Origin of the sequence: Psychromonas sp. MME1, from assembly GCF_041080865.1 — a bacterium.
Lineage (GTDB): Bacteria > Pseudomonadota > Gammaproteobacteria > Enterobacterales > Psychromonadaceae > Psychromonas.
In genome coordinates, this window is record NZ_CP160906.1 from 2,920,056 (window position 1) to 2,944,682 (window position 24,627).

Genomic DNA, 24,627 nt, shown 5'->3' on the forward strand with positions numbered 1-24,627 from the left:
TTAGGTGTTGTATGGTTAAGCCTCACGGGTAATTAGTACAAGTTAGCTCAATACGTTACCGCACTTACACACCTTGCCTATCAACGTTGTAGTCTCCAACGGCCCTTCAGGGGACTTAAAGTCCCAGTGAGAACTCATCTTGAGGCTCGCTTCCCGCTTAGATGCTTTCAGCGGTTATCGATTCCGAACGTAGCTACTGGGCAATGCCATTGGCATGACAACCCAAACACCAGCGGTTCGTCCACTCCGGTCCTCTCGTACTAGGAGCAGCTCCTCTCAATTCTCAAACGCCCACGGCAGATAGGGACCGAACTGTCTCACGACGTTCTAAACCCAGCTCGCGTACCACTTTAAATGGCGAACAGCCATACCCTTGGGACCGACTTCAGCCCCAGGATGTGATGAGCCGACATCGAGGTGCCAAACACCGCCGTCGATATGAACTCTTGGGCGGTATCAGCCTGTTATCCCCGGAGTACCTTTTATCCGTTGAGCGATGGCCCTTCCATTCAGAACCACCGGATCACTATGACCTACTTTCGTACCTGCTCGACGTGTCTGTCTCGCAGTTAAGCTGGCTTATACCATTGTACTAACCTCACGATGTCCGACCGTGATTAGCCAACCTTCGTACTCCTCCGTTACTCTTTGGGAGGAGACCGCCCCAGTCAAACTACCCACCAAACAATGTCCCAAACCCCGATTCAGGGGCCATGGTTAGAACTCAAAACATACAAGGGTGGTATTTCAAGGTCGGCTCCACGTCATCTGGCGACAACGCTTCATAGCCTCCCACCTATCCTACACATGTAGGCTCTAAGTTCACTGCTAAGCTGTAGTAAAGGTTCACGGGGTCTTTCCGTCTAGCCGCGGGTACACTGCATCTTCACAGCGATTTCAACTTCACTGAGTCTCGGGTGGAGACAGCATGGCCATCATTACGCCATTCGTGCAGGTCGGAACTTACCCGACAAGGAATTTCGCTACCTTAGGACCGTTATAGTTACGGCCGCCGTTTACCGGGGCTTCGATCAAGAGCTTCGACCTAAGTCTAACCCCATCAATTAACCTTCCGGCACCGGGCAGGCGTCACACCGTATACGTCATCTTGCGATTTAGCACAGTGCTGTGTTTTTAATAAACAGTTGCAGCCATCTGGTATCTTCGGCCGCCAATAGCTCCATCCGCAAGGGACTTCACCGTCAGCGGCGTACCTTCTCCCGAAGTTACGGTACCATTTTGCCTAGTTCCTTCACCCGAGTTCTCTCAAGCGCCTTGGTATTCTCTACCTGACCACCTGTGTCGGTTTGGGGTACGATCCTTATATTTCTGAAGCTTAGAGACTTTTCCTGGAAGCATGGCATCAATGACTTCATCACCTTAGTGACTCGACATCGTATCTCAGTGTTAAGAAAACCCGGATTTACCTAAGTCTTCCACCTACATACTTAAACCTGGACAACCATCGCCAGGCCCACCTAGCCTTCTCCGTCCTCCCATCGCAAAATATAAGGGTACGGGAATATTAACCCGTTTCCCATCGACTACGCCTTTCGGCCTCGCCTTAGGGGTCGACTCACCCTGCCCCGATTAACGTTGGACAGGAACCCTTGGTCTTCCGGCGGGGAGGTTTTTCACCCCCCTTATCGTTACTCATGTCAACATTCGCACTTCTGATACCTCCAGGATGCCTTACAGCTTTCCCTTCGACGGCTTACAGAACGCTCCTCTACCATGCCTATAAATAAGCATCCGCAGCTTCGGTGATATGTTTAGCCCCGTTAAATCTTCCGCGCAGGCCGACTCGACTAGTGAGCTATTACGCTTTCTTTAAAAGATGGCTGCTTCTAAGCCAACTTCCTAGCTGTCTAAGCCTTCCCACATCGTTTCCCACTTAACATATACTTTGGGACCTTAGCTGGCGGTCTGGGTTGTTTCCCTTTCCACGACGGACGTTAGCACCCGCCGTGTGTCTCCCGTGATTGCACTTGTTGGTATTCGGAGTTTGCATGGGGTTGGTAAGTCGGGATGACCCCCTAGCCCAAACAGTGCTCTACCCCCAACAGTGATACACGAGGCGCTACCTAAATAGCTTTCGAGGAGAACCAGCTATCTCTTGGTTTGATTGGCCTTTCACCCCCAGCCACAAGTCATCCCCTAATTTTTCAACATTAGTGGGTTCGGTCCTCCAGTTGATGTTACTCAACCTTCAACCTGCTCATGGCTAGATCACCAAGTTTCGGGTCTAATCCCAGCAACTATTCGCCCAGTTAAGACTCGGTTTCCCTACGGCTCCCCTATACGGTTAACCTTGCTACTGAAATTAAGTCGTTGACCCATTATACAAAAGGTACGCAGTCACCGAACTAAGTCGGCTCCTACTGCTTGTACGTACACGGTTTCAGGTTCTATTTCACTCCCCTCACAGGGGTTCTTTTCGCCTTTCCCTCACGGTACTGGTTCACTATCGGTCAATTAGGAGTATTTAGCCTTGGAGGATGGTCCCCCCATATTCAAACAGGATTTCTCGTGTCCCGTCTTACTCGTTTTCACTGCAAAGAAGTTGTCATATACGGGACTATCACCCTGTATCGTCGGACTTTCCAGACCATTCTACTAACTTCTAAACAGCTTAAGGGCTGTTCCAATTTCGCTCGCCGCTACTTTCGGAATCTCGGTTGATTTCTTTTCCTAAGGGTACTTAGATGTTTCAGTTCCCCTCGTTCGCTTCGTTAAGCTATGTATTCACTTAACGATGACACTAAGTGCCGGGTTGCCCCATTCGGAAATTCCAGGATATAACGCTTGTTATCAACTCCCCTGGACTTATCGCAGATTACCACGTCCTTCATCGCCTCTAATTGCCTAGGCATCCACCGTGCACGCTTATTCACTTAACCATACAACACCTAAAAAGTGTCACGCAGTGACGCGTTTTAGGTATTGTTCCCAACAAGAGATTGACGTCTTTTTGTCAATGTCTGAGTGGGCAACACCATTTGGCATCACTACTTAATACTGATTTTTGTTTTGTATGTCGTTTCCAAGACGCTTGCGATTTCTCATATTTTACAATACAAAAAACAACATTCGTTTTTCGTGCACCTATCAATCATATGATTGAGTAGATACGTACTGTTCACATTTCACTACGTGAAAAATGAACTTTTTATTTTTGCTTGATTACAATGATTAATAAATTAATCATTGAGAACAATTTCGTTTCGTTTAAACATATTGATATCTATATCGATACGTTCAAACAGAACTTTATCAGCTTTCCTAATTGTTAAAGAGCAAACTTTTTCGTAAAAAAAAGCTTAAGATAAATTATCTAACTTATCTTAAGCCTCTCCCTCTAAAAGAGGTTCATGTTGGTACACTTACTAATGTAAGTGGTGGAGCTAAGCGGGATCGAACCGCTGACCTCCTGCGTGCAAGGCAGGCGCTCTCCCAGCTGAGCTATAGCCCCAACATGGTTTGTATAAACAGATTGTTCACAATTTCAAGTAAACTTACAAGAAATTGGTGGGTCTGGGCAGATTTGAACTGCCGACCTCACCCTTATCAGGGGTGCGCTCTAACCAACTGAGCTACAGACCCAATAACGGCCTGTCATACGTCTTTATCATTCTAATCAAACAATCTGTGTGAACACTCATTATTGTGAATTTCTTTACGTAAGGAGGTGATCCAGCCCCAGGTTCCCCTAGGGCTACCTTGTTACGACTTCACCCCAGTCATGAACCACACCGTGGTCATCGCCATCCCGAAGGTTAAGCTAATGACTTCTGGTGCAGCCCACTCCCATGGTGTGACGGGCGGTGTGTACAAGGCCCGGGAACGTATTCACCGTGGCATTCTGATCCACGATTACTAGCGATTCCAACTTCACGGAGTCGAGTTGCAGACTCCGATCCGGACTACGACAAACTTTATGAGATTCGCATACCCTCGCAGGTTAGCAACCCTTTGTATTTGCCATTGTAGCACGTGTGTAGCCCATCCCGTAAGGGCCATGATGACTTGACGTCGTCCCCACCTTCCTCCGGTTTATCACCGGCAGTCTCCCTAGAGTTCCCGGCATGACCCGCTGGCAAATAAGGATAGGGGTTGCGCTCGTTGCGGGACTTAACCCAACATTTCACAACACGAGCTGACGACAGCCATGCAGCACCTGTCTCAGAGCTCCCGAAGGCACTCATCAATCTCTTGGTGATTCTCTGGATGTCAAGGGATGGTAAGGTTCTTCGCGTTGCATCGAATTAAACCACATGCTCCACCGCTTGTGCGGGCCCCCGTCAATTCATTTGAGTTTTAACCTTGCGGCCGTACTCCCCAGGCGGTCTATTTAATGCGTTAGCTTTGAAACCCACGGCATATAGCCACAAACTTCTAATAGACATCGTTTACTGCGTGGACTACCGGGGTATCTAATCCCGTTTGCTCCCCACGCCTTCGCGCCTCAGTGTCAGTCTCTGTCCAGGTGGCCGCCTTCGCCACTGGTATTCCTTCAGATCTCTACGCATTTCACCGCTACACCTGAAATTCTACCACCCTCTACAAAACTCTAGTTAACCAGTTTCAAATGCAGTTCCAAGGTTGAGCCCTGGGCTTTCACATCTGACTTAATTAACCACCTACGCGCGCTTTACGCCCAGTAATTCCGATTAACGCTCGCACCCTCCGTATTACCGCGGCTGCTGGCACGGAGTTAGCCGGTGCTTCTTCTGCGAGTAACGTCACAGATACAGGGTATTAGCCTGCACCCTTTCCTCCTCGCTGAAAGTGCTTTACAACCCGAAAGCCTTCTTCACACACGCGGCATGGCTGCATCAGGGTTTCCCCCATTGTGCAATATTCCCCACTGCTGCCTCCCGTAGGAGTCTGGACCGTGTCTCAGTTCCAGTGTGGCTGGTCATCCTCTAAGACCAGCTAGGGATCGTCGCCTTGGTAGGCCTTTACCCTACCAACTAGCTAATCCCACTTGGGCTCATCTTGTCGCGATAGCTTATAAATAGAGGCCACCTTTGGTCAAAAGACATTATGCGGTATTAGCAGTCGTTTCCAACTGTTGTCCCCCACAACAAGGTAAATTCCCAAGCATTACTCACCCGTCCGCCACTCGTCAGCAAAATAGCAAGCTATTCTCTGTTACCGTTCGACTTGCATGTGTTAAGCCTGCCGCCAGCGTTCAATCTGAGCCATGATCAAACTCTTCAATTTAAAGTTTAATTTGTATCTTTCGATACGACTCAATATTACTGACTAAAACTAAAGAACTTACGTTCTTTTTGTTATTCTGAATTAACCACCAAATATAAATATTTGGCCTGTTAATCATTGAAAGATAAATCTTTCAATGTAAATGAATTAATTCGTGTGTCACTTCTATTGATGTTACCTAAACAAGTTAGGTGTAACTTTCTGCAAGCAGAAGCGTTACTTTTTGATTATTTGAAATCACATCAACAATAAGTGCCCACACAGATTGTTTGATTAAATTGTTAAAGAGCGCGCCTTGCGGCGAGGTGCGTATATTACGCGCCTTTCGAACAATGTCAACGTCTTATTTTACATTTCTTACGAAGCGATAAATGCGTTTCTTTTATTCTCAAACCAGCGGCTAACTTGCGTTACGCCCCGTGTCTGTGGATGCGCATTATAGGGATTCAGATCACATTGGCAAGCGTTTATTAAAAGATTATTCAAAACAAACAATCGTTTGTAGAATTACTAATCAAAATGCTGGTTTGTTCGCCATTTTTATTCATCCATAGCTCTTGTTTGCTAATTTTGTCGATTTGTTTTATCTATATCCATACGACATCATTATGCAAACTCTGCAATAAAAGCATATTGAGGTAATATGGGGATAGTTTACATCACAAATATTAATGGACATATATAATGAAGAATATACAAATTTTGGTTGGTAGTACTTTAGGTGGTACTGAATATGTTGCAGAAGCAACTCAACCACTACTTGAAGAAGCAGGCTTTGATAGTGAAATTCAGTTTGATCCAGATTTAAATACCCTATCTTTATCTGAAGATGAAGTTTGGTTAATTTGCTTATCTACCCATGGTGCAGGAGACTATCCCGAAAACTTCAAGGCATTTGTAGAACAACTACAAAGTGTCAATTCTGCATTAACAGACGTATGCTACGGTATTATCGGTGTTGGTGATTCTAATTATGATACTTTTTGTGAAGCCGCAAAAAACTTAGATTATATACTTGAAGAAATGGGCGCAACGCGTATAGGCGATCGTCTAGAAATTGATGTTGTTACACACCCTATTCCAGAAGATCGCGCAGTTGAATGGATCCCAAGTTGGATTGAAGATCTTAATTATTCACAATTATGATCATATTTAACTTACCCACAGGTAGCTGTGCATAGTTCATTTATAACTTATGAATTATTCTTGTTTAATTTATGCATAAATATGTGGACTATTTTAAGTGTGTATAAAGACCATTTTTATCCCTGATATAGACTCAGAAAGATCTCTTTTTACACACATTTAAAGATCCACTGTAAGATCCTGATCTTTATAATTTAAACGACTTTTTACACAGAAATTCATTTACTTAATAAGTGTAATAATAAAAGATCTTTAAAGATCTATATATACTACTAATACTATTGTTTTGATCTTATCTGTTTTCCTTTAGTCGATAAAAGAGTAAAATCCTGTTTAGCTTTTTAACTAATCTGTTTTGGAAAATAAATGAATTACCACGAATATTTTGATGTCATTGTTGTAGGCGGTGGTCATGCCGGTACAGAAGCAGCTTCTGCTGCCGCTCGTATGGGTATGAACACGTTATTATTAACCCACAATATTGAAACATTAGGTCAAATGTCATGTAATCCTGCTATTGGTGGTATTGGCAAAGGTCATTTAGTTAAAGAAATTGATGCTTTAGGTGGTTTAATGGCTACGGCTGCAGATCTTGGCGGCATTCAGTTTAGAACGCTTAATTCAAGTAAAGGACCTGCAGTTCGAGCTACCCGTGCTCAAGCCGATCGACTTCTATACAAAGCGGCTATAAGGGAAAAACTTGAAAACCAAGAAAACTTAAAAATATTCCAACAAGAAGTGGAAGATCTAACTGTTGAAAATGATCGCGTAACAGGGGTGATCACTAAAATGGGGGTGATTTTTTCTGCTAAAACGGTTGTTTTAACTGTTGGTACATTTTTAAATGGTTTAATTCATATAGGGCAAAAAAATTATAGCGGTGGTAGAGCTGGAGATCCTGCTTCAATCGGTCTTGCTCAACGCTTAAAATCATTACCTTTACGTATGGGAAGATTAAAAACGGGTACGCCAGCACGTATTGATGCTCGTAGTATTGATTTCTCAGTATTAGAAACACAGCATGGGGACGACATTACTCCGGTATTTTCTTTTTTAGGTAATCGCGCCCAACATCCAAGACAAATACCTTGCTATATAACCCATACCAATGAAAAAACGCATGATATTATTCGTAAAAATATACATCGTAGTGCTATGTACTCTGGTGTAATAGAAGGCATTGGACCTCGTTATTGTCCCTCTATCGAAGATAAAATAAGTCGTTTTTCGGATAAAAATTCACATCAAATCTTTGTTGAACCAGAAGGGTTAACCACCCATGAAATATACCCTAATGGTATATCAACAAGTTTACCCTTTGATGTGCAAATTGAATTTATCCGTTCAATGAAAGGTTTTGAAAATGCGTTTGTAACTCGTCCTGGTTATGCGATTGAATATGATTATTTTGATCCTCGTGATCTTAAATCAACATTAGAAAACAAATATATTGCAGGTTTATTTTTTGCTGGGCAAATCAACGGCACAACGGGTTATGAAGAAGCTGGCGCTCAAGGTTTATTAGCCGGTATGAATGCAGGTTTATTCGTACAAGAAAAAGAAGGATGGTGTCCACGTAGAGATCAAGCTTATTTAGGTGTATTAGTTGACGATCTTTCTACATTAGGTACAAAAGAACCGTATCGCATGTTTACGAGTCGTGCTGAATACCGTTTATTATTACGTGAAGATAATGCCGATGCCCGTTTAACAGAAAAAGGTCGTGAAATTGGATTGGTTGATGATATCCGTTGGCAAGCTTTTAGTGAAAAACAAGAAGCAATAGAAATTGAGTTACAACGTTTAAGAAATCAGTGGATTAACCCTACATCTAGTAATGCCAATGAAATTAATGCACTGCTGAAAACACCAATGCAGCGTGAAAGTACTTTGGAAGCGATGATTCGCCGACCAGAAGTTAGTTATGAAGGTTTGATGTCTATTGAAGGATTAGGCCCTGCTATCGAAAATCCACAGGCTGCAGAGCAAGTTGAAATTAAAATAAAATATCAGGGATACATCGATCGTCAATTAGAAGAGATTGAAAAACTCAAACGTCATGAAAATACATTATTACCACAGGATTTAGATTATTCAGCAATAAAAGGGTTATCTAATGAAGTCCTGACCAAGTTAATGGATATTAAACCTGAAAATATAGGTCAAGCATCTCGTATTTCTGGTATAACACCTGCAGCCATTTCTATTTTACTTATTTATCTGAAAAAAAATGGTTTAAGACAGAAGGCGATATAAAATGAATTTGCTCGATGAATTACAGCTGATGCTTGAAAAAACCTCTTTGCAAGTAACTGAAATACAAAAAGATAAGTTAATAAAACTTGTTGAGTTACTTAGTAAATGGAATAAGGCTTACAATCTCACTTCTGTTCGAGATCCTAAGCAAATGCTTGTTAAGCATATTATGGATAGTATCGTCGTTTCACCATATATCCAAGGTAAACGATTAATTGATGTTGGTACAGGCCCTGGTTTGCCTGGTTTACCTTTAGCAATATTAAATCCAGATAAAGAATTTGTATTATTAGATAGCTTAGGAAAACGGATTCGTTTTATCCGTCAAGCAATACTTGAACTTGGATTAAAAAATGTTACAACGGTACAAAGTCGAGTTGAAGAATATCAACCAGAAGAAAAATTTGATGTAGTATTGAGTCGTGCATTTGCTTCTCTACACGATATGCTTTTTTGGTGTAAACATTTACCCAATGAAAAAGGTCACTTTTTAGCTTTAAAAGGACAATTTCCAGAGATTGAAATTGCACAATTAAACGAGTCATTTGAATTTATAGAGTCAATTTCCTTACAAGTACCAAATCTTGAAGGTGAACGTTGCTTAGTAAAAATAAAAGGCATCTAATTTTAGTCTTAATTATTAACATATATAGAGTATATTTTTGTGGGCAAAATAATTGCAATAGCAAACCAAAAAGGTGGTGTGGGGAAAACAACAACCTGTGTGAATCTTGCGGCTTCTATGGCGGCAACGAAACGCAAAGTATTGGTGATTGATTTAGATCCACAAGGAAATGCGACAATGGGGAGCGGTATTGATAAATATGAAGTTGCCCATAGTGCTTATGATTTATTGATTGATCAATTACCTCTTGATCAAGTCATTGAAAGTAACACATCTGGTGGTTATGACTTGGTTGCTTCTAATAGTGATGTCACTGCTGCAGAAGTTAAATTAATGGAGTTTTTTGCTCGAGAAACGCGTTTACGCACTGCCTTGGAAAAATATAAAAATAAATATGATTATATTTTTATAGATTGTCCGCCATCATTAAATATGCTTACCGTTAATGCCATGACAGCTTCTGATTCTGTTTTAGTTCCTATGCAATGTGAATATTTTGCACTAGAAGGTTTAACAGCTCTTATTGATACAATCAGCAAATTGGCCTCTGTTGTGAACTCAGAGCTTAAAATAGAAGGCATTCTACGTACAATGTATGATCCTCGTAATCGTTTATCATCGGATGTATCGGATCAATTAAAAAAACATTTTGGCGATAAAGTTTATCGAACCATTATTCCACGTAATATTCGTCTTGCTGAAGCGCCAAGTTTTGGTACGCCAGTGATGTATTATGATAAATCATCGAATGGTGCTCGTGCATATTTAGCACTAGCCGGTGAAATATTAAGACGAGAAGAGCAATTTGCAAACCAAAATGTAGAAACAGCCTAAATAGGAATGAACATGTTGGCGAAAAAACGAGGTCTAGGAAAAGGACTCGACTCATTATTAAGTAGTAGTACGGTTAACCGTAATAAACAGGTTTCTCATGATTTTAATGCAGAGAAAACACAGCAGCTTGTCGATGATGTAAAAGGTAGCTTAATTGATATAGAGGTTAATTTTTTACAGCCTGGGAAGTATCAACCTCGTCGAGATATGTCTAGCGAAGCATTAGATGAGTTGGCTAATTCTATTCGTGCTCAAGGCATCATACAACCATTGGTAATTAGGGAAACCGGTCATCAAAAATATGAGATAATTGCTGGTGAGCGCCGTTGGCGAGCTGCAAAATTAGTTGGCTTAGAATATGTCCCTTGCTTAATTAAAAATGTAGAAGATAACGCAGCGATAGCCATTGCACTTATTGAAAATATTCAGCGTGAAAATCTTAATGCGATGGAAGAAGCTATTGCATTAAAGCGACTTCTTGAGGAGTTTGAGCTTACCCATAATGAGGTTGCAAAAGCAGTCGGTAAATCACGAACAACGGTCAGTAACTTGTTACGTTTAAATAATTTGGATGAAAACGTAAAAGTATTACTCGAACACGGTGATATTGAAATGGGGCATGCACGAGCATTACTTAGCTGCGATCATGATTTACAGTCGGATCTATCTAAGATTGTCGTTGCTAAATCACTTAATGTGCGTGAAACAGAACGCTTAGTTAAAAATTCATTAACCCCAAAAATAATTAAAAACGCCCCTCCTCCTTGCGAAAAAACAGAGCAAATTATTGAAAAATTTCAAAAAATATTTGGTTTAAATGTAACTGCTAAAATAGGAGCTAAGGGAGCTGGAAAATTAGTGATAGATTATTCATCTGTCCATGATTTAGATATATTAATAAATAATATTGAAATAAAAAAGAGTAATAATTGATGTTATTCTGTGACAAAGAGTCTATTTTGTAATGATTTTATTTAAAATGTTAAATGTAGCAGGTTGCTTGTTATATTTGCAGGCTCTCTCAATATTGCATTGAACAATTTTGTCGGTATACTTTGATTTATGTCATTAAAACAATCACTAATTGCTTTTATTGATATATTTTAAGTGGTAAAAGGGAATCATAATGGTTGCTAAAATCGTAAAGAAAAATCAGCGAGCTGGTTTTCGTTTACTTGCTTTTCAATTATTAATTATGCTTTTTTTAGCATTGATTTTAACAGTGTTTTCTTCAGTTAAATCTGGTTATTCAGCATTAGCTGGGGGAATAACTTTTACACTTCCTAATATTATTTTTGTTTTAATGGCTTTTGCACATGCAGGGGCGAGCAAAACAAAGCTAATTATTAGGGGGTTTTATGGCGGAGAGGCTATTAAAATCGTATTAACTGTTATTTTATTTAGTATTTTTTTGGGTTATTTTAAGCTGTCTTTATTAGCTTTTTATAGCGCTTTTTTTTGCTTATTAATATCACAGTGGTTCGCGCCTTTCTTTTTTCACAATAATAACGGGATGAAAAATGACAGCTAAAGATGAAGTATTAACTTCTTCAGCGTATATCCAACATCACCTGACCAATGCACAAATGTGTACTGTTGATGGTGGCATAGCATTTAATCATGCGTGTGCGGATGCTGGTTTTTGGACTTGGCATATTGACTCACTCCTGTTTTCAGTTGGCTTAGGTGTTCTGTTCTTGTTTATTTTTTACAAGGTTGGACAAAAAGCAACAACTGGTGTCCCTGGCAAATTTCAATGTTTTGTAGAACTACTCGTTGAATTTGTTAATAACTCGGTAAAAGACTCTTTTCATGGTCGTAGCCCGGTTATTGCACCATTAGCTCTGACTATTTTCGTCTGGATTTTCCTGATGAACTTAATGGATCTAATCCCTGTTGACTTTGTACCTGAAGCCGCCAAGCAGTTGCTAGGTGTTCCTTATCTTAAAATAGTACCAACAACCGATTTAAATACCACTTTTGGCCTTTCGCTAAGTGTATTTGCATTGATGGTTTACTATACAATTAAGATCAAAGGCGCTGGTGGGTTTGTAAAAGAGCTAACCTTGCAACCTTTTAATCATTGGGCATTTATTCCTGTTAATTTAGTACTGGAAACAATCTCTTTGATAGCGAAGCCAATTTCATTGTCACTTCGTTTGTTTGGTAACCTGTACGCAGGTGAGTTGATCTTTATTCTGATTGCATTAATGCCTTGGTGGACGCAAGCAGCACTCTCAGTGCCATGGGCGATATTCCACATTTTGGTTATTGTGCTACAGGCCTTTATTTTTATGATGCTGACAATTGTATACCTCAGCATGGCGCATGAAGATCACTAATATTAACGACTTAATTTTATATAATTTTTAAATATTCTTGGAGAAAAAAATGGAAACTATTATCAGCTCTACGGCTATTGCTGTTGCACTTATGATTGGTCTAGCGGCATTTGGTACAGCGGTAGGTTTTGCTCTATTAGGTGGTAAATTCTTAGAAGCAACTGCACGCCAGCCAGAGCTTGGTCCTGCATTACAAACTAAAATGTTTATCGTAGCTGGTCTATTAGATGCTATCTCTATGATCGCAGTTGGTGTTGCATTATTCTTTGTATTTGCAAACCCATTCCTAGCTCAACTACCAGCTTAGTAACGGATCCTCTAATTTACATAATTATTAAGGAGCTGTTATGAATATAAACGCAACCCTTTTAGGCCAAGCTATTGCATTTGCATTTTTTGTTTGGTTCTGTATGAAGTTTGTGTGGCCTCCATTAATTGCGGCAATCGAAGCTCGCCAAAAGTTAATTTCGGATGGCTTAACGCAGGCTGAACGTGCAGCTAAAAATCTTGAATTAGCAAAAGTTAAAGCATCGGAAAGTTTAAAAGAGGCTAAATCGCAAGCAGTTGTTATTATTGAACAAGCTAACAAGCGACGTACGCAAATTGTTGAAGAAGCTAAAGCTGAAGGTGAAATCGAGCGTCAAAAAATTATTACGCAAGGTCAAGCCGAAGTAGAAGCTGAACGTAATCGTGCTCGTGAAGAGTTACGCCAACAAGTTTCTACTCTTGCTATTGCAGGTGCAGAGAAAATTATTAAGCGTACTATTGATAAAGAAGCGAACAGCGACATTATTGATAAATTGGTTGCTAAACTATAAGGAATGAGCTTATGTCTGAATTGACTACTGTAGCTCGTCCTTATGCAAGAGCTGCTTTTGAATTTGCTGTTGAAAATAACACAATTGATGCTTGGACTGACATGTTGTCATTTGCTGCTGAAGTTGTAAAAAATCCAGTTATAGCTGAATTTGTAAAAAGTGATAAAGCGGTACAAGAGCTAGCCAATTTATTTCTTAATGTTTGTGGCGATCAACTCGATGAGAATGGTCAAAACTTGATTAAGGTAATGGCTGAAAATGGACGTTTGAGTGTTTTGCCTCGCGTAGCACAACTCTATGCTGAATTAGAAAATGAGTATAAAAAAGAGGTCGATGTATTAGTCGTCTCTGCATATGCTTTAACTAAAAAGCAAAAAGATGAGTTGAGTGAATCGTTAGAAAAACGTCTCGCACGAAAAGTAAACCTAAATTGTAGTATTGATAAATCGCTTATTGCCGGCATGGTAATTACAGCGGGAGACTTAGTCATTGATAGCTCAGCGAGCAGTCAATTAAGTCGATTATCTAAAACTTTACAATCTTAATGGGAAATTAGCATGCAACTGAATTCCACAGAAATTAGCGATATTATCAAGCAACGAATTTCTAAATTTGAAGCGGTAAGTGAAGCTCGTAATGAAGGAACAATTGTTTCCGTAAGCGATGGTATTATTCGTATTAACGGCCTTGCTGACTGTATGCAAGGTGAGATGATTGAATTACCAAATGGTAGTTTTGCTATGGCACTAAACCTTGAGCGAGACTCAGTCGGTGCGGTAGTAATGGGGCCTTATTTAGATCTTAAAGAAGGGCAAAAAGTTAAATCAACGGGTCGTATTCTAGAAGTACCAGTTGGTAAAGGTTTATTAGGTCGTGTTGTAAACACCTTAGGTGAGCCTATTGATGGAAAAGGACCGATTATAAATGACGGTTTTTCTCCAGTAGAGGTTATTGCACCGGGTGTTATCGACCGTAAATCAGTTGACCAAGCGGTACAAACTGGTTGGAAAGCGATTGATTCAATGGTTCCAATTGGTCGTGGTCAACGTGAATTAATTATCGGTGACCGCCAGGTAGGTAAAACAGCTATTGCGATTGATGCTATTATCAATCAAAAATCAGTTGGCCTATATTCAATATATGTTGCTATCGGCCAAAAAGCGTCAACAATTGCAAACGTAGTACGTAAACTTGAAGAGCATGGCGCGCTTGAAAATACCATCGTTGTTGTTGCATCTGCTTCTGAAGCTGCTGCTCTGCAATATTTAGCGCCTTACTCTGGCTGTTCAATGGGTGAGTATTTCCGTGACCGTGGTGAAGACGCACTGATTGTATATGATGACCTTTCTAAACAAGCTGTTGCTTATCGCCAAATTTCATTACTGCTAAAACGTCCACCGGGTCGTGAAGCTTACCCTGGTGATGTTTTTTATCTACATTCACGCCTACTAGAGCGAGCTTCTCGTGTTAGTGAGCATTATGTTGAAAAATTCACTAAAGGTGCTGTGAAAGGTAAAACAGGTTCTTTAACTGCATTACCTATCATTGAAACGCAAGCAGGTGACGTATCGGCATTCGTACCAACGAACGTTATATCTATTACCGATGGTCAAATATTCTTAACGACAGAGTTATTTAATAATGGTACTCGTCCAGCGGTTGATCCAGGTATATCTGTATCGCGTGTTGGTGGTGCTGCACAGTGTAAAGTTATTAAAAAACTAGCTGGTGGTATCCGTACCGCACTTGCTCAATATCGTGAGTTAGCGGCTTTTGCTCAGTTTGCTTCTGATTTAGATGATGCTACGCGTAAGCAGCTTGACCACGGTAAGAAAGTAACAGAGTTGATGAAGCAGAAGCAATATTCTCCAATGTCAATTATGGAGCAAGCATTATCACTATTTGCAGCAGAGAAAGGTTATCTTATTGATGTTGAAGTTGAAAAAATATTAGACTTTGAAGCATCCCTTCTTTCTTACGCTAAAAATGAGCATGCTGATTTCTATGCCCAAATTAATGAAACTGGTGATTATAGCAACGAAATTGAAGAGAAATTCAAGGCTATCTTGGAGTCTTTCAAAGCGACGCAAACCTGGTAATTAGTTTAACTACTTAGGTAGTTAACTAATCATTAATTAGGAGTAGGAAATGGCCGGCGATAAAGAAATTAGAAATAAGATCGCGAGTATTAAAAACACTCAAAAGATCACTGGTGCCATGCAAATGGTCGCAGCATCAAAAATGCGACGCGCACAGGAGCGAATGGCTAGTTCGCTTTCATATGCGAATACTATGCGCAAAGTGATCGGTCATATCGCACTTGGTAAATTGGAATATCACCACCCTTATCTTGAAGAAAGAGAAATTAAGCGTGTTGGTTATATTGTCATTTCAAGTGATCGTGGTTTATGTGGTGGTTTAAATATTAATTTATTTAAACCAGTTATTGCACAAATGCAGCAATATTCTGAAACTGGAGTAGAAGTTGATTTAGTTGCTATAGGCTCTAAAGCAGCCTCATTTTTCAATAACTTAGGCGCAAATGTTGTTGCTCAAGTTTCTAATTTGAGTGATCAACCTGCAGTTAGTGATTTAATCGGTTCGGTTAAAGTTATGCTAGATGCCTACGATCAAAATAAACTCGATCGCTTATATATAGTGAACAATAAATTCATTAATACCATGGTACAAGAACCATCAGTAAATCAATTATTACCTTTACCAAAAGCGGAAGGTGATAAAGAGGTGGCTAATGATCTCTGGGATTATATATACGAAGGTGAAGCTAAGGATATTTTAGATTCATTGTTAATTCGTTATGTTGAATCCCAGGTGTATCAAGGCGTTGTCGAGAACTTAGCTTGTGAACAAGTTGCTCGTATGGTTGCGATGAAAGCTGCAACGGATAACGCTAGTGACATCATTGATGAATTACAACTTGTTGCCAATAAAGCACGTCAATCCGCAATTACTCAGGAAATTTCTGAGATTTGTGCTGGTGCTGCTGCGGTATAAGCAAATTAACATACTTAAGATTTTAGAGGATCAGAGATGAGTACAGGTAAAATCGTTCAGATTATCGGTGCTGTTGTGGATGTAGAATTTCCACAAGATGCTGTACCGAATATATACAGCGCATTGATCGTGACTGCAAAGAATCTAACCATGGAAGTACAACAGCAAATTGGTGGCGGTGTTGTTCGCTGTATCGCCATGGGTGCTTCAGATGGTTTAAGTCGTGGTTTAGAAGTAACAGATACAAAAGAAGCAATTTCAGTACCTGTAGGTTTGGCTACATTAGGCCGTATCGTGAATGTATTGGGTGAGCCTATCGATGAATGTGGGCCTATTGCTTCGGAAGAAAAATATGCTATTCACCGAGAGCCACCTTCATATGAAGAACAATCTAGTGCAACAACATTACTAGAAACCGGTGTTAAAGTTATCGACCTTGTTTGCCCATTTGCAAAAGGTGGTAAAATAGGTCTATTTGGTGGTGCGGGTGTTGGTAAAACCGTCAATATGATGGAGCTTATCAATAATATTGCATTGAAACATTCAGGTTTATCAGTATTTGCAGGTGTGGGTGAGCGTACTCGTGAAGGTAATGATTTTTACTTTGAGATGCAAGAAGCTGGCGTTGTAAATATAGAAAAACCAGAGTTATCAAAAGTAGCGATGGTTTACGGTCAAATGAATGAGCCACCAGGTAACCGTTTACGCGTTGCGTTAACAGGTTTAACTATGGCTGAACGTTTCCGTGATGAAGGTAAAGACGTATTATTATTTATCGATAATATATACCGTTACACGCTAGCAGGAACAGAAGTATCTGCACTATTAGGCCGTATGCCTTCAGCCGTTGGTTACCAACCAACTCTAGCTGAAGAGATGGGGGTTCTACAAGAGCGTATTACTTCAACTAAAACGGGTTCTATTACGTCTATCCAAGCGGTATACGTACCTGCGGATGATTTAACAGATCCATCACCAGCAACTACTTTTGCTCACTTAGATGCAACGGTTGTATTGTCACGTAACATCGCATCGCTGGGTCTTTACCCTGCAATCGATCCTCTTGACTCAACTTCACGTCAACTTGATCCCTTAGTAGTTGGTCCAGAGCACTATAATGTTGCTCGTGGTGTACAAGGCATTTTACAACGTTATAAAGAGCTCAAAGATATTATTGCTATTTTGGGTATGGATGAGTTATCAGAAGAAGATAAACTCGTTGTTGCTCGAGCTCGTAAGATTGAGAAATTCCTTACTCAACCTTATCATGTTGCTGAAGTCTTTACTGGTCAGCCTGGCATATATGTATCACTTAAAGATACATTAGCTGGCTTTAAAGGGTTAATTGCTGGTGATTTCGATGATATTCCTGAACAGGCTTTTCTATATGTAGGAACTATTGACGAAGCGGTTGAAAAAGCAAAAGGCTTGTAATAACCGGAGGTTACTATGACTACTAAGGCTATGACCACACATTTAGATGTAGTAAGCGCTGAAAAATCTATTTTTTCAGGGCGAGTTTCACATGTACAAGTGTCTGGTCAGGAAGGTGAATTAGGCATCATGCCTGGTCACACACCTCTGTTAACACCAATTAAACCAGGAATGGTGCAATTGGTAAAACAACACGGTGAAGAAGAAGTTATTTATATATCAGGCGGCTTTATTGAAGTTCAACCTGGTGGTGTAACTGTATTGGCTGATACAGCTATTCGTGGCGTCGATTTAGATAAAGCGAAGGCTGAAGAAGCTAAACGTTCTGCAGAACAGCAGATTGCTCATCCTTCTAAGGATATTGACTACGCGCTTGTAACAGCACAGTTAGCACAAGCAGTAGCACAATTGCGAGCAATTAAGTTAACACGCAAGAAGTAAATTAACTTTATACAAAAAAGGCGATCATTGGATTGCCTTTTTTATTTTAATTACTGTTTTTTTGTATAGCTAACCAATATATTAACTCTTCTTTTCCTGTTTTAGATAAACCATAAACACCTCTTTGTATTTTATCAAACCAACCATAATAGTTTTGATATAAGATACTGTTAGCTTGCTTTTCAATGATATTTTTATGGATTTCAGCGCCTGTTGCTTGGTGATATTCATTTAGGTATTGAGCAACCCTGATAGTGCGTTGTCTATAAGCCGTTAATCCCCCTTTTTTCCGAGTCGCGCCTCCTTCTTGGGTATCGCCTATGCGTGTCGAAAATTCCTTTAGTAACGCTTTCTGTTTGGGTTTGTTTTTTCTTGGTTGATAATCCTTTGGATCGCAAACAACTTCTACATAACTCTGTGATTTTTGAATATCAACAATAATCAACCCGATACCTAACCGTGCTATTAATTTTTTAACTTGTTTGCTTTTTTTCTTATAAATTGGGATGTTTTTAGGTATTGCAATATAGACATCATCACTAAGTGTAAAACGTTCTACTGCTTGCATTAATAGGGTAATATTAAGCTTTAATTTTAACTCTATAATTAAAATTTGCTCATCTCCGCCACTATTTTTTACAGCAACAATATCGCAATCTTTAATTTCGCCTTTTACTCTATAGTCGCGAGTTTCAAGGAACTGTTTTATTGGTAAATAGAGATCGGTTTCTTGTCTTGGAATCGTCATATATATGATACTTATTAGCTAAATGATAACTGTTTTATAAAATGAATGGTTGTTTATCATCAAGGCAAATATTCTATTATGTCTATGCCAAAAAAACTGTTCTTGGTATTGTTTTTGTCGGCCTAGTATATAATCCGTACCAAATTAATGGACCTTGATACGTTCACTTGTTGATTAACATTGCTATCATTAGCATCTAATAGGTATAATAACCACCATTTATCTATCAACTCAAAGCCGAAATCATGCAAAAATTCGATACTAAAACATTTCAAGGGCTGATTCTTGCGTTGCAAGATTTTTGGGCTCGTAATGGTTGTGCTATTGTCCAGCCTCTCGACATGGAAGTAGGAGCGGGTACCTTTCACCCTCAAACTTTCTTACGTTCAATAGGCCCTGAGCCGATGAGCAGTGCCTATGTACAACCGTGTCGTCGTCCAACTGATGGTCGTTATGGTGAAAACCCTAATAGACTACAGCATTATTACCAATTTCAAGTCGTATTAAAGCCATCTCCAAAAAATATTCAAGAACTTTATTTGCAGTCACTTGAGGAGATAGGCATAGATACTTCTATCCATGATATTCGTTTTGTGGAAGATAATTGGGAATCACCAACATTAGGTGCTTGGGGACTTGGTTGGGAAATATGGCTAAATGGTATGGAAGTCACTCAATTTACTTATTTCCAACAAGTTGGTGGCCTTGAATGTGCACCAGTTACTGGTGAAATAACCTATGGCCTTGAGCGTCTTGCTATGTATATTCAAGGGGTTGATAGCATTTATGATTTACTCTGGACTGATGGCCCATTAGGACGCGTAACCTATGGTGATATATTCCATCAAAATGAGGTAGAGCAATCTACCTATAATTTTGAACATGCAGATGTAGAAGCGTTATTCGCACAGTTTGATCAATGTGAACAAGACAGCCAAAAATTAATTGCAGCGGGTTTACCTTTGCCGGCTTATGAGCAAGTAATGAAAGCTTCACATGCCTTTAACTTATTAGATGCTCGTCACGCAATATCTGTGACGGAACGTCAACGTTATATTTTACGTGTACGTACTTTATCGAAAGCAGTTGCTGAAGCTTATTATAGCGCCCGTGAAGCGTTAGGTTTCCCACTTTGTAAAGCACAAGACAAATAGAGGCGAGTCACATGTCACAAGAAAATTTATTAATTGAACTAGGTACGGAAGAGTTACCTCCTAAGTCTTTACGTAAGCTTGCCGAAGCATTTGCAAATAATTTCCAAGCTGAATTAGAAAAATCCGAACTCGCTTTTGAAAATGTTCGGTGGTTAGCTTCTCCTCGTCGATTAGCGCTTATTGTAAAAGGGTTAGCTTCTACTCAACCTGATAAGGTTATTGATAAACGTGGTCCAGCTGTTAATGTTGCTTTTAATGAAGCGGGTGAAGCAAGTCAGGCTGCATTGGGCTGGGCTCGTTCTAATGGCATAACAATTGAAGAGGCTGACCGTTTAGTCACAGATAAAGGCGAGTGGTTGTTATTCAAATCGGAAGTGAAGGGCTTACCTGTTGAGCAACTTATTCCAAGTATTGCGGCATCTGCATTATCTAAATTACCGATACCTAAACCGATGCGCTGGGGCTCTGCTAGTACTCAATTTATTCGTCCAATTCACACTGTCTGTATGCTGTTTGGTAGCCAATTAATAGCAGGTGAATTATTAGGGATAGAATCTGCGCGTATTATCCGCGGTCATCGTTTTTTAGGTGAAGCTGAACTTACGCTTGATCACGCTAATAATTATGAAAAAATATTAGATGATAGCGGTAAAGTTATTGTCGATTATGAACGCCGTAAAGCCATCATTCGCGATCAAGTCGAAGCGGTTGCTGCCCATGAAAATGGTATCGCAGCGATAGATGAAGACCTCCTTGAAGAAGTGACATCATTAGTTGAATGGCCAGTTACCTTGGTTGGCTCTTTTGAGGAAAAATTCTTAGCGGTTCCTTCAGAAGCACTGATTTATACAATGAAAGATAACCAGAAATATTTTCCTGTTTTAGATAAGTCTGGAAATTTATTACCGCGTTTTATTTTCGTTTCAAATATTGTTAGTCGTGACCCTTCTCAAGTCATTAGTGGTAATGAAAAAGTTGTTCGTCCCCGTTTAGCTGATGCTGAATTCTTCTTTGAAACCGATAAAAAGAAATCATTAGCGAGTCGTTTAGAGTCCTTATCAAGCGTCTTATTCCAACAACAATTAGGCACTTTAAAAGAAAAATCAGAACGTATCGCTAACATCGCTGAAGATATTGCCGTGCAAATAAAAGCGGACACTAAACATGCGCAACGCGCGGGGTTATTATCTAAAACCGATTTAATGACTGAAATGGTGATGGAATTCCCCGATGTCCAAGGCGTGATGGGAATGTATTATGCCCGACATGATTGTGAAGACGATGAAGTTGCTATTGCTTTAAATGAACAATATTTACCACGTTTTTCTGGTGATGAATTACCAACCTCTTTAGTTGCTTGCGCAGTATCTTTGGCTGATAAGCTCGATACGCTAGTAGGTATATTCGGCATTGGCCAAGCACCTAAGGGTGATAAAGACCCATTTGCACTTCGTCGCGCAGCTATCGGATTATTACGTATCATTACGGATAAAAATTTAGATTTGGATATGGTTGAATTGGTTGAAATTGCCAAAGCACAATATGGCTCAAAACTCACAAACAATAATGTTTCTAATGATGTTGTTGATTTCTTATTTGCACGCCTCCCTTCTATTTATCAAGCAAGTGGTTATTCACTTGAGTTGATTCAATCAGTATTGGATCGTCGTCCGACTAAGCCTGTTGATTTTGAAAAACGTATTCAAGCAGTTGCTAAATTCCAAGAGCTACCTGAAGCATCTCCTATCGCAGCCGCCAATAAACGTATTGGTAATATTTTAGCGAAAGTGACTGGTGTTATCAGTAGTGATATTGATAAGTCTTTGCTTGAAGCTGATGCAGAAAAAGCGTTGTACGCGATTTTAACCGCCCTAGAAAGCAAATTAAGCCCTCTTTTTGCATCAGGAGACTACGAGTCAGCATTGTTTGAACTTGCATCTCTACAAGCGCCTGTAGACCTGTTCTTCGACAATGTCATGGTGATGGATGAAAATGAGTCAGTTAAACAAAATCGTTTAGCGCTATTAGCCCGTTTACGTCAATTATTTTTAAATGTAGCTGATGTCTCTGTTTTATAGAGATGATTAACTAACAATATTATTTGTATTGCTAATTTCAAAGCTCAGTAATTACTGAGCTTTTTTGTTTCACGTGAAACATATAAATTTATAGAGGAAAAAATGCCCTATTCTATTTTTGGAAATAAATTTACTCGTCATTCTGGTATTACAGAATTAATGGATGATCTTAACCAAGGTGTTCAAGGTGGTGATGACTTGTTAATGTTGGGAGGAGGAAACCCAGCCACTATTCCTGAAATAGAAATAACAATACAAGGTCTATTACAAAAATTACTTGATCAAGGTAAGTTGTTAAAAACACTGGCAAATTATGATGGACCACAGGGGAAAAATAGTTTTATTGATGCCCTCGTTGAACTTTTCAATGAGCTGTATGATTGGGGCTTAACCGCAGACAATATTATGTTGACGAATGGGAGTCAAAGTGCATTTTTCTACCTGTTTAATTTATTAGCTGGTGATTTTAAAGCAGGAAAAAAACGTAAAATTTTATTTCCACTTGCACCAGAATATATAGGCTATGCAGATGCCTGTGTCAGTGAAGATGTTTTTGTTGCTGTTAAACCGAAAATATCAGAACTTGAAAATAGACACTTTAAATACCATGTTGATTTTGATGCATTAAAAATTGACGATGATATCGCTGCCATTTGTGTTTCTCGCCCCACTAATCCAACGGGGAACGTTTTAACGGATGATGAAATTGAAAAATTAGATAAATTAGCGCATGAAAATAATATTCCCCTGATTATTGATAATGCCTATGGTGTGCCATTTCCTAATATGATTTTTGCGGATGTAACCCCTTTTTGGAATGAAAACACAATCATTTGTTTGAGTTTATCTAAATTTGGTTTACCTGGTGCTCGTTGTGGTATTGTTATCGCAAACCCTAAAATAGTTAAGGCAATGTCTAACTTGTCGGGAATAATGGCTTTATCACCCGGTTCTATTGGGCCTGAGATTGCATTGCCATTAGTTAAAAGCAGAGATATTTTAAAATTAAGTGATCAGGTCATTAAACCCTTTTATCAAAATAAATCGCAACGCGCCATACAACTATTACAAGATAAAATTAAAAGCCCTAATTTTAGAATCCATGAAGCAGAAGGTGCACTCTTCTTGTGGTTATGGTTTAAAGATTTGCCAATCAGCTCTGATTCATTATATAAAATACTCAAAAAGAAAGGCGTCATCGTTGTCTCTGGTCATTATTTTTTTCCTGGTTTATCTCAACAATGGCCGCATACGAATGAATGTATTCGTTTAAACTATGCACAATCTGAAACGGTATTAGTGCGAGCTATTGATATTATTGCTGATACAATTAATGCTTTGTATGAAACTGGGAGCGTTTAATCTGTTCCACGTGAAACAAATTAAATGATATTAATGAATAAATCACTCCTATTAGAAGCGTTAAAAAACACATTCCCCGTATTGTGTGGTTATATTCCGATGGGCATGGCATTTGGTATACTCTTTAATGAACTTGGCTTTCATTGGATATATGCCACATTGATGGCGACTATTATTTACGCTGGTGCAGCACAATTTATTGCTGTTGGTTTGTTAGCAAATCATGCTAATTTGATTGAAGTCGCTATTGCTACATTGCTTTTAAATTCCCGCCATATGTTTTATGGTATCACACTACTTAATAAATTTAAGACCAGTTGGCTACGAAAAATGTATCTAATTTTTGGACTTACCGATGAGACCTATTCTTTGTTAACGGGTACGCGTCCTGTGGAAGAACAAGGGAAAACTAATTTATACCTATTAATTACGTTTCTGAATCATAGTTATTGGATAATCGGTTGTACTTTTGGTGCTATTATCGGCGCGAATATCAATGTAAATACTTCCGGATTAGAGTTTACCCTTCCTGCATTATTTATGGTATTAGTGATCGAGCAATATAAATCGATTCGAGAGCCATGGCCATTTTTGATGGCTGCAGTTATCGCATTTATATCAATCTGGCTTTTTAGCCGCGATAATATGTTACTAATGTCTATTTTAGTTTCCATTATAGCCTTGCTAATTTCACAGCGAAAACAAATCGCAAATGATGAGATCGAGCAGAGGAACCTATAAATGCAAGATAGCTATTACCTTTTATTATTTGTTAGCGTTATGGCTATTGTTACTTTTATTACCCGTGCATTACCGTTTGTTGTACTTTATAAAGTAAGTGAACACCCTGTATTGATTTATTTAGGGCGTTACTTACCACCGGTTGTGATGGTTTTATTATTGATTTATTGTTTTCGCGATCTACGTTTTAATGAATTTACAGATGGTCCAGCAGAAATATTAGCACTACTTTTAGTTATCACTCTGCATTTATGGCGTGGTAATGCTCTGTTTAGCATTATGGGAGGTACTGCTCTTTATATGTATATCTGTCAGAATTCAATACTATTTAGTTAACAAAATCAGTTCGAATAAAATGAAAAAATCAGTTTAGTTTCACGTGGAACATGTGGTGTTAAATTGTTATT

Annotated in this window: 20 protein-coding genes, 2 tRNA genes and 2 rRNA genes; 19 read left to right on the forward strand and 5 right to left on the reverse strand. The window is 39.4% G+C overall.

The features are described from left to right. Nucleotides 1-11 precede the first annotated feature (11 nt). From AB2N10_RS13470 to AB2N10_RS13485, 4 genes are all read right to left on the reverse strand, one after another. A 23S ribosomal RNA gene (locus AB2N10_RS13470) occupies nucleotides 12-2,900 on the reverse strand. A 496-nt stretch (nucleotides 2,901-3,396) separates the two neighbouring features. Beyond that, a tRNA-Ala gene (locus AB2N10_RS13475) sits at nucleotides 3,397-3,472 on the reverse strand. Nucleotides 3,473-3,526: 54 nt separating this feature from the next. Then, nucleotides 3,527-3,603: transfer RNA gene (locus AB2N10_RS13480), tRNA-Ile, on the reverse strand. A gap of 78 nt (nucleotides 3,604-3,681) precedes the next feature. Then, nucleotides 3,682-5,226, reverse strand: a 16S ribosomal RNA gene (locus tag AB2N10_RS13485). The 16S and 23S rRNA genes sit together here with 2 tRNA genes alongside, the layout of an rRNA operon. A 684-nt stretch (nucleotides 5,227-5,910) precedes the next feature. Here AB2N10_RS13485 and mioC point away from each other — a divergent pair. From mioC to AB2N10_RS13555, 14 genes are all read left to right on the forward strand, one after another. Beyond that, a complete protein-coding gene (mioC, locus tag AB2N10_RS13490) occupies nucleotides 5,911-6,372 on the forward strand; it encodes an FMN-binding protein MioC (protein ID WP_354622880.1) in 462 nt (153 codons plus the stop codon). 366 nt (nucleotides 6,373-6,738) lie between these two features. After that, nucleotides 6,739-8,628 (forward strand): tRNA uridine-5-carboxymethylaminomethyl(34) synthesis enzyme MnmG, encoded by a 1,890-nt coding sequence (mnmG, locus tag AB2N10_RS13495; protein WP_369433961.1) that lies wholly within the window; start codon nucleotides 6,739-6,741, stop codon nucleotides 8,626-8,628. A 1-nt stretch (nucleotide 8,629) separates the two neighbouring features. Continuing rightward, the gene (rsmG, locus tag AB2N10_RS13500) at nucleotides 8,630-9,253 is read left to right on the forward strand and encodes a 16S rRNA (guanine(527)-N(7))-methyltransferase RsmG (protein ID WP_354622881.1); all 624 of its coding nucleotides are present in this window, start codon (nucleotides 8,630-8,632) and stop codon (nucleotides 9,251-9,253) included. A gap of 39 nt (nucleotides 9,254-9,292) precedes the next feature. Further along, nucleotides 9,293-10,087: a ParA family protein gene (locus AB2N10_RS13505; RefSeq protein WP_369433962.1), complete on the forward strand. Its 795-nt coding sequence runs from the start codon at nucleotides 9,293-9,295 to the stop codon at nucleotides 10,085-10,087. A 12-nt stretch (nucleotides 10,088-10,099) separates the two neighbouring features. Next, on the forward strand, nucleotides 10,100-11,020 hold the full coding sequence (locus AB2N10_RS13510) for a ParB/RepB/Spo0J family partition protein (RefSeq protein ID WP_369433963.1): 921 nt from the start codon (nucleotides 10,100-10,102) through the stop codon (nucleotides 11,018-11,020). 193 nt (nucleotides 11,021-11,213) lie between these two features. Then, a complete protein-coding gene (locus AB2N10_RS13515) occupies nucleotides 11,214-11,618 on the forward strand; it encodes an ATP synthase subunit I (protein ID WP_354622883.1) in 405 nt (134 codons plus the stop codon). Further along, nucleotides 11,608-12,429: a F0F1 ATP synthase subunit A gene (atpB, locus tag AB2N10_RS13520; RefSeq protein ID WP_354622884.1), complete on the forward strand. Its 822-nt coding sequence runs from the start codon at nucleotides 11,608-11,610 to the stop codon at nucleotides 12,427-12,429. Before AB2N10_RS13515 ends, atpB begins: the two co-directional genes overlap by 11 nt. Nucleotides 12,430-12,478: 49 nt before the next feature. Beyond that, nucleotides 12,479-12,736, forward strand: coding sequence for a F0F1 ATP synthase subunit C (gene atpE / locus AB2N10_RS13525; RefSeq protein WP_354622885.1), 258 nt, complete (start codon nucleotides 12,479-12,481; stop codon nucleotides 12,734-12,736). Nucleotides 12,737-12,776: 40 nt separating this feature from the next. Continuing rightward, on the forward strand, nucleotides 12,777-13,247 hold the full coding sequence (gene atpF, locus AB2N10_RS13530; protein ID WP_354622887.1) for a F0F1 ATP synthase subunit B: 471 nt from the start codon (nucleotides 12,777-12,779) through the stop codon (nucleotides 13,245-13,247). A gap of 11 nt (nucleotides 13,248-13,258) precedes the next feature. Beyond that, the gene (gene atpH / locus AB2N10_RS13535) at nucleotides 13,259-13,792 is read left to right on the forward strand and encodes a F0F1 ATP synthase subunit delta (RefSeq protein WP_354622888.1); all 534 of its coding nucleotides are present in this window, start codon (nucleotides 13,259-13,261) and stop codon (nucleotides 13,790-13,792) included. Nucleotides 13,793-13,804: 12 nt separating this feature from the next. Continuing rightward, nucleotides 13,805-15,346 carry a F0F1 ATP synthase subunit alpha gene (gene atpA / locus AB2N10_RS13540; RefSeq protein ID WP_354622889.1) on the forward strand — a complete coding sequence of 514 codons (1,542 nt, stop codon included), beginning with the start codon at nucleotides 13,805-13,807 and terminating at the stop codon, nucleotides 15,344-15,346. Between the two features lie 49 nt (nucleotides 15,347-15,395). Beyond that, nucleotides 15,396-16,262 (forward strand): F0F1 ATP synthase subunit gamma, encoded by an 867-nt coding sequence (gene atpG / locus AB2N10_RS13545; protein WP_354622890.1) that lies wholly within the window; start codon nucleotides 15,396-15,398, stop codon nucleotides 16,260-16,262. A gap of 36 nt (nucleotides 16,263-16,298) precedes the next feature. Then, nucleotides 16,299-17,696: a F0F1 ATP synthase subunit beta gene (gene atpD, locus AB2N10_RS13550; protein WP_354622891.1), complete on the forward strand. Its 1,398-nt coding sequence runs from the start codon at nucleotides 16,299-16,301 to the stop codon at nucleotides 17,694-17,696. 15 nt (nucleotides 17,697-17,711) lie between these two features. Further along, complete coding sequence (locus AB2N10_RS13555; protein ID WP_354622892.1) at nucleotides 17,712-18,137, forward strand: F0F1 ATP synthase subunit epsilon; 426 nt, start codon at nucleotides 17,712-17,714, stop codon at nucleotides 18,135-18,137. 46 nt (nucleotides 18,138-18,183) lie between these two features. On the opposite strand, the gene AB2N10_RS13560 is transcribed toward AB2N10_RS13555, so the two are convergent. Beyond that, nucleotides 18,184-18,885, reverse strand: coding sequence for a DUF2161 family putative PD-(D/E)XK-type phosphodiesterase (locus AB2N10_RS13560; RefSeq protein ID WP_369433964.1), 702 nt, complete (start codon nucleotides 18,883-18,885; stop codon nucleotides 18,184-18,186). A 245-nt stretch (nucleotides 18,886-19,130) separates the two neighbouring features. Between AB2N10_RS13560 and glyQ the strand changes: the two genes are divergently transcribed. From glyQ to AB2N10_RS13585, 5 genes are all read left to right on the forward strand, one after another. Further along, on the forward strand, nucleotides 19,131-20,039 hold the full coding sequence (gene glyQ, locus AB2N10_RS13565) for a glycine--tRNA ligase subunit alpha (RefSeq protein ID WP_369433965.1): 909 nt from the start codon (nucleotides 19,131-19,133) through the stop codon (nucleotides 20,037-20,039). 11 nt (nucleotides 20,040-20,050) lie between these two features. Beyond that, on the forward strand, nucleotides 20,051-22,117 hold the full coding sequence (gene glyS / locus AB2N10_RS13570) for a glycine--tRNA ligase subunit beta (RefSeq protein ID WP_354622894.1): 2,067 nt from the start codon (nucleotides 20,051-20,053) through the stop codon (nucleotides 22,115-22,117). Between the two features lie 102 nt (nucleotides 22,118-22,219). Further along, on the forward strand, nucleotides 22,220-23,479 hold the full coding sequence (locus AB2N10_RS13575) for a valine--pyruvate transaminase (protein WP_369433966.1): 1,260 nt from the start codon (nucleotides 22,220-22,222) through the stop codon (nucleotides 23,477-23,479). 33 nt (nucleotides 23,480-23,512) lie between these two features. Further along, nucleotides 23,513-24,220, forward strand: coding sequence for an AzlC family ABC transporter permease (locus tag AB2N10_RS13580; RefSeq protein ID WP_354622895.1), 708 nt, complete (start codon nucleotides 23,513-23,515; stop codon nucleotides 24,218-24,220). After that, nucleotides 24,221-24,556, forward strand: a complete 336-nt coding sequence (locus tag AB2N10_RS13585; RefSeq protein WP_354622896.1) for an AzlD domain-containing protein — start codon at nucleotides 24,221-24,223, stop codon at nucleotides 24,554-24,556. Nucleotides 24,557-24,627: the final 71 nt, after the last annotated feature.

Excerpts from the sequence above, each read along its gene's own strand:
- mioC (WP_354622880.1), top strand. The coding sequence starts at position 5,911 with ATGAAGAATATACAAATTTTGGTTGGTAGTACTTTAGGTGGTACTGAA.
- mnmG (WP_369433961.1), top strand. The coding sequence starts at position 6,739 with ATGAATTACCACGAATATTTTGATGTCATTGTTGTAGGCGGTGGTCAT.
- rsmG (WP_354622881.1), top strand. The coding sequence starts at position 8,630 with ATGAATTTGCTCGATGAATTACAGCTGATGCTTGAAAAAACCTCTTTG.
- AB2N10_RS13510 (WP_369433963.1), top strand. The coding sequence starts at position 10,100 with ATGTTGGCGAAAAAACGAGGTCTAGGAAAAGGACTCGACTCATTATTA.
- AB2N10_RS13515 (WP_354622883.1), top strand. The coding sequence starts at position 11,214 with ATGGTTGCTAAAATCGTAAAGAAAAATCAGCGAGCTGGTTTTCGTTTA.
- atpB (WP_354622884.1), top strand. The coding sequence starts at position 11,608 with ATGACAGCTAAAGATGAAGTATTAACTTCTTCAGCGTATATCCAACAT.
- atpE (WP_354622885.1), top strand. The coding sequence starts at position 12,479 with ATGGAAACTATTATCAGCTCTACGGCTATTGCTGTTGCACTTATGATT.
- atpF (WP_354622887.1), top strand. The coding sequence starts at position 12,777 with ATGAATATAAACGCAACCCTTTTAGGCCAAGCTATTGCATTTGCATTT.
- atpH (WP_354622888.1), top strand. The coding sequence starts at position 13,259 with ATGTCTGAATTGACTACTGTAGCTCGTCCTTATGCAAGAGCTGCTTTT.
- atpA (WP_354622889.1), top strand. The coding sequence starts at position 13,805 with ATGCAACTGAATTCCACAGAAATTAGCGATATTATCAAGCAACGAATT.
- atpG (WP_354622890.1), top strand. The coding sequence starts at position 15,396 with ATGGCCGGCGATAAAGAAATTAGAAATAAGATCGCGAGTATTAAAAAC.
- atpD (WP_354622891.1), top strand. The coding sequence starts at position 16,299 with ATGAGTACAGGTAAAATCGTTCAGATTATCGGTGCTGTTGTGGATGTA.
- AB2N10_RS13555 (WP_354622892.1), top strand. The coding sequence starts at position 17,712 with ATGACTACTAAGGCTATGACCACACATTTAGATGTAGTAAGCGCTGAA.
- AB2N10_RS13560 (WP_369433964.1), bottom strand. The coding sequence starts at position 18,885 with ATGACGATTCCAAGACAAGAAACCGATCTCTATTTACCAATAAAACAG.
- glyQ (WP_369433965.1), top strand. The coding sequence starts at position 19,131 with ATGCAAAAATTCGATACTAAAACATTTCAAGGGCTGATTCTTGCGTTG.
- glyS (WP_354622894.1), top strand. The coding sequence starts at position 20,051 with ATGTCACAAGAAAATTTATTAATTGAACTAGGTACGGAAGAGTTACCT.
- AB2N10_RS13575 (WP_369433966.1), top strand. The coding sequence starts at position 22,220 with ATGCCCTATTCTATTTTTGGAAATAAATTTACTCGTCATTCTGGTATT.
- AB2N10_RS13580 (WP_354622895.1), top strand. The coding sequence starts at position 23,513 with ATGAATAAATCACTCCTATTAGAAGCGTTAAAAAACACATTCCCCGTA.
- AB2N10_RS13585 (WP_354622896.1), top strand. The coding sequence starts at position 24,221 with ATGCAAGATAGCTATTACCTTTTATTATTTGTTAGCGTTATGGCTATT.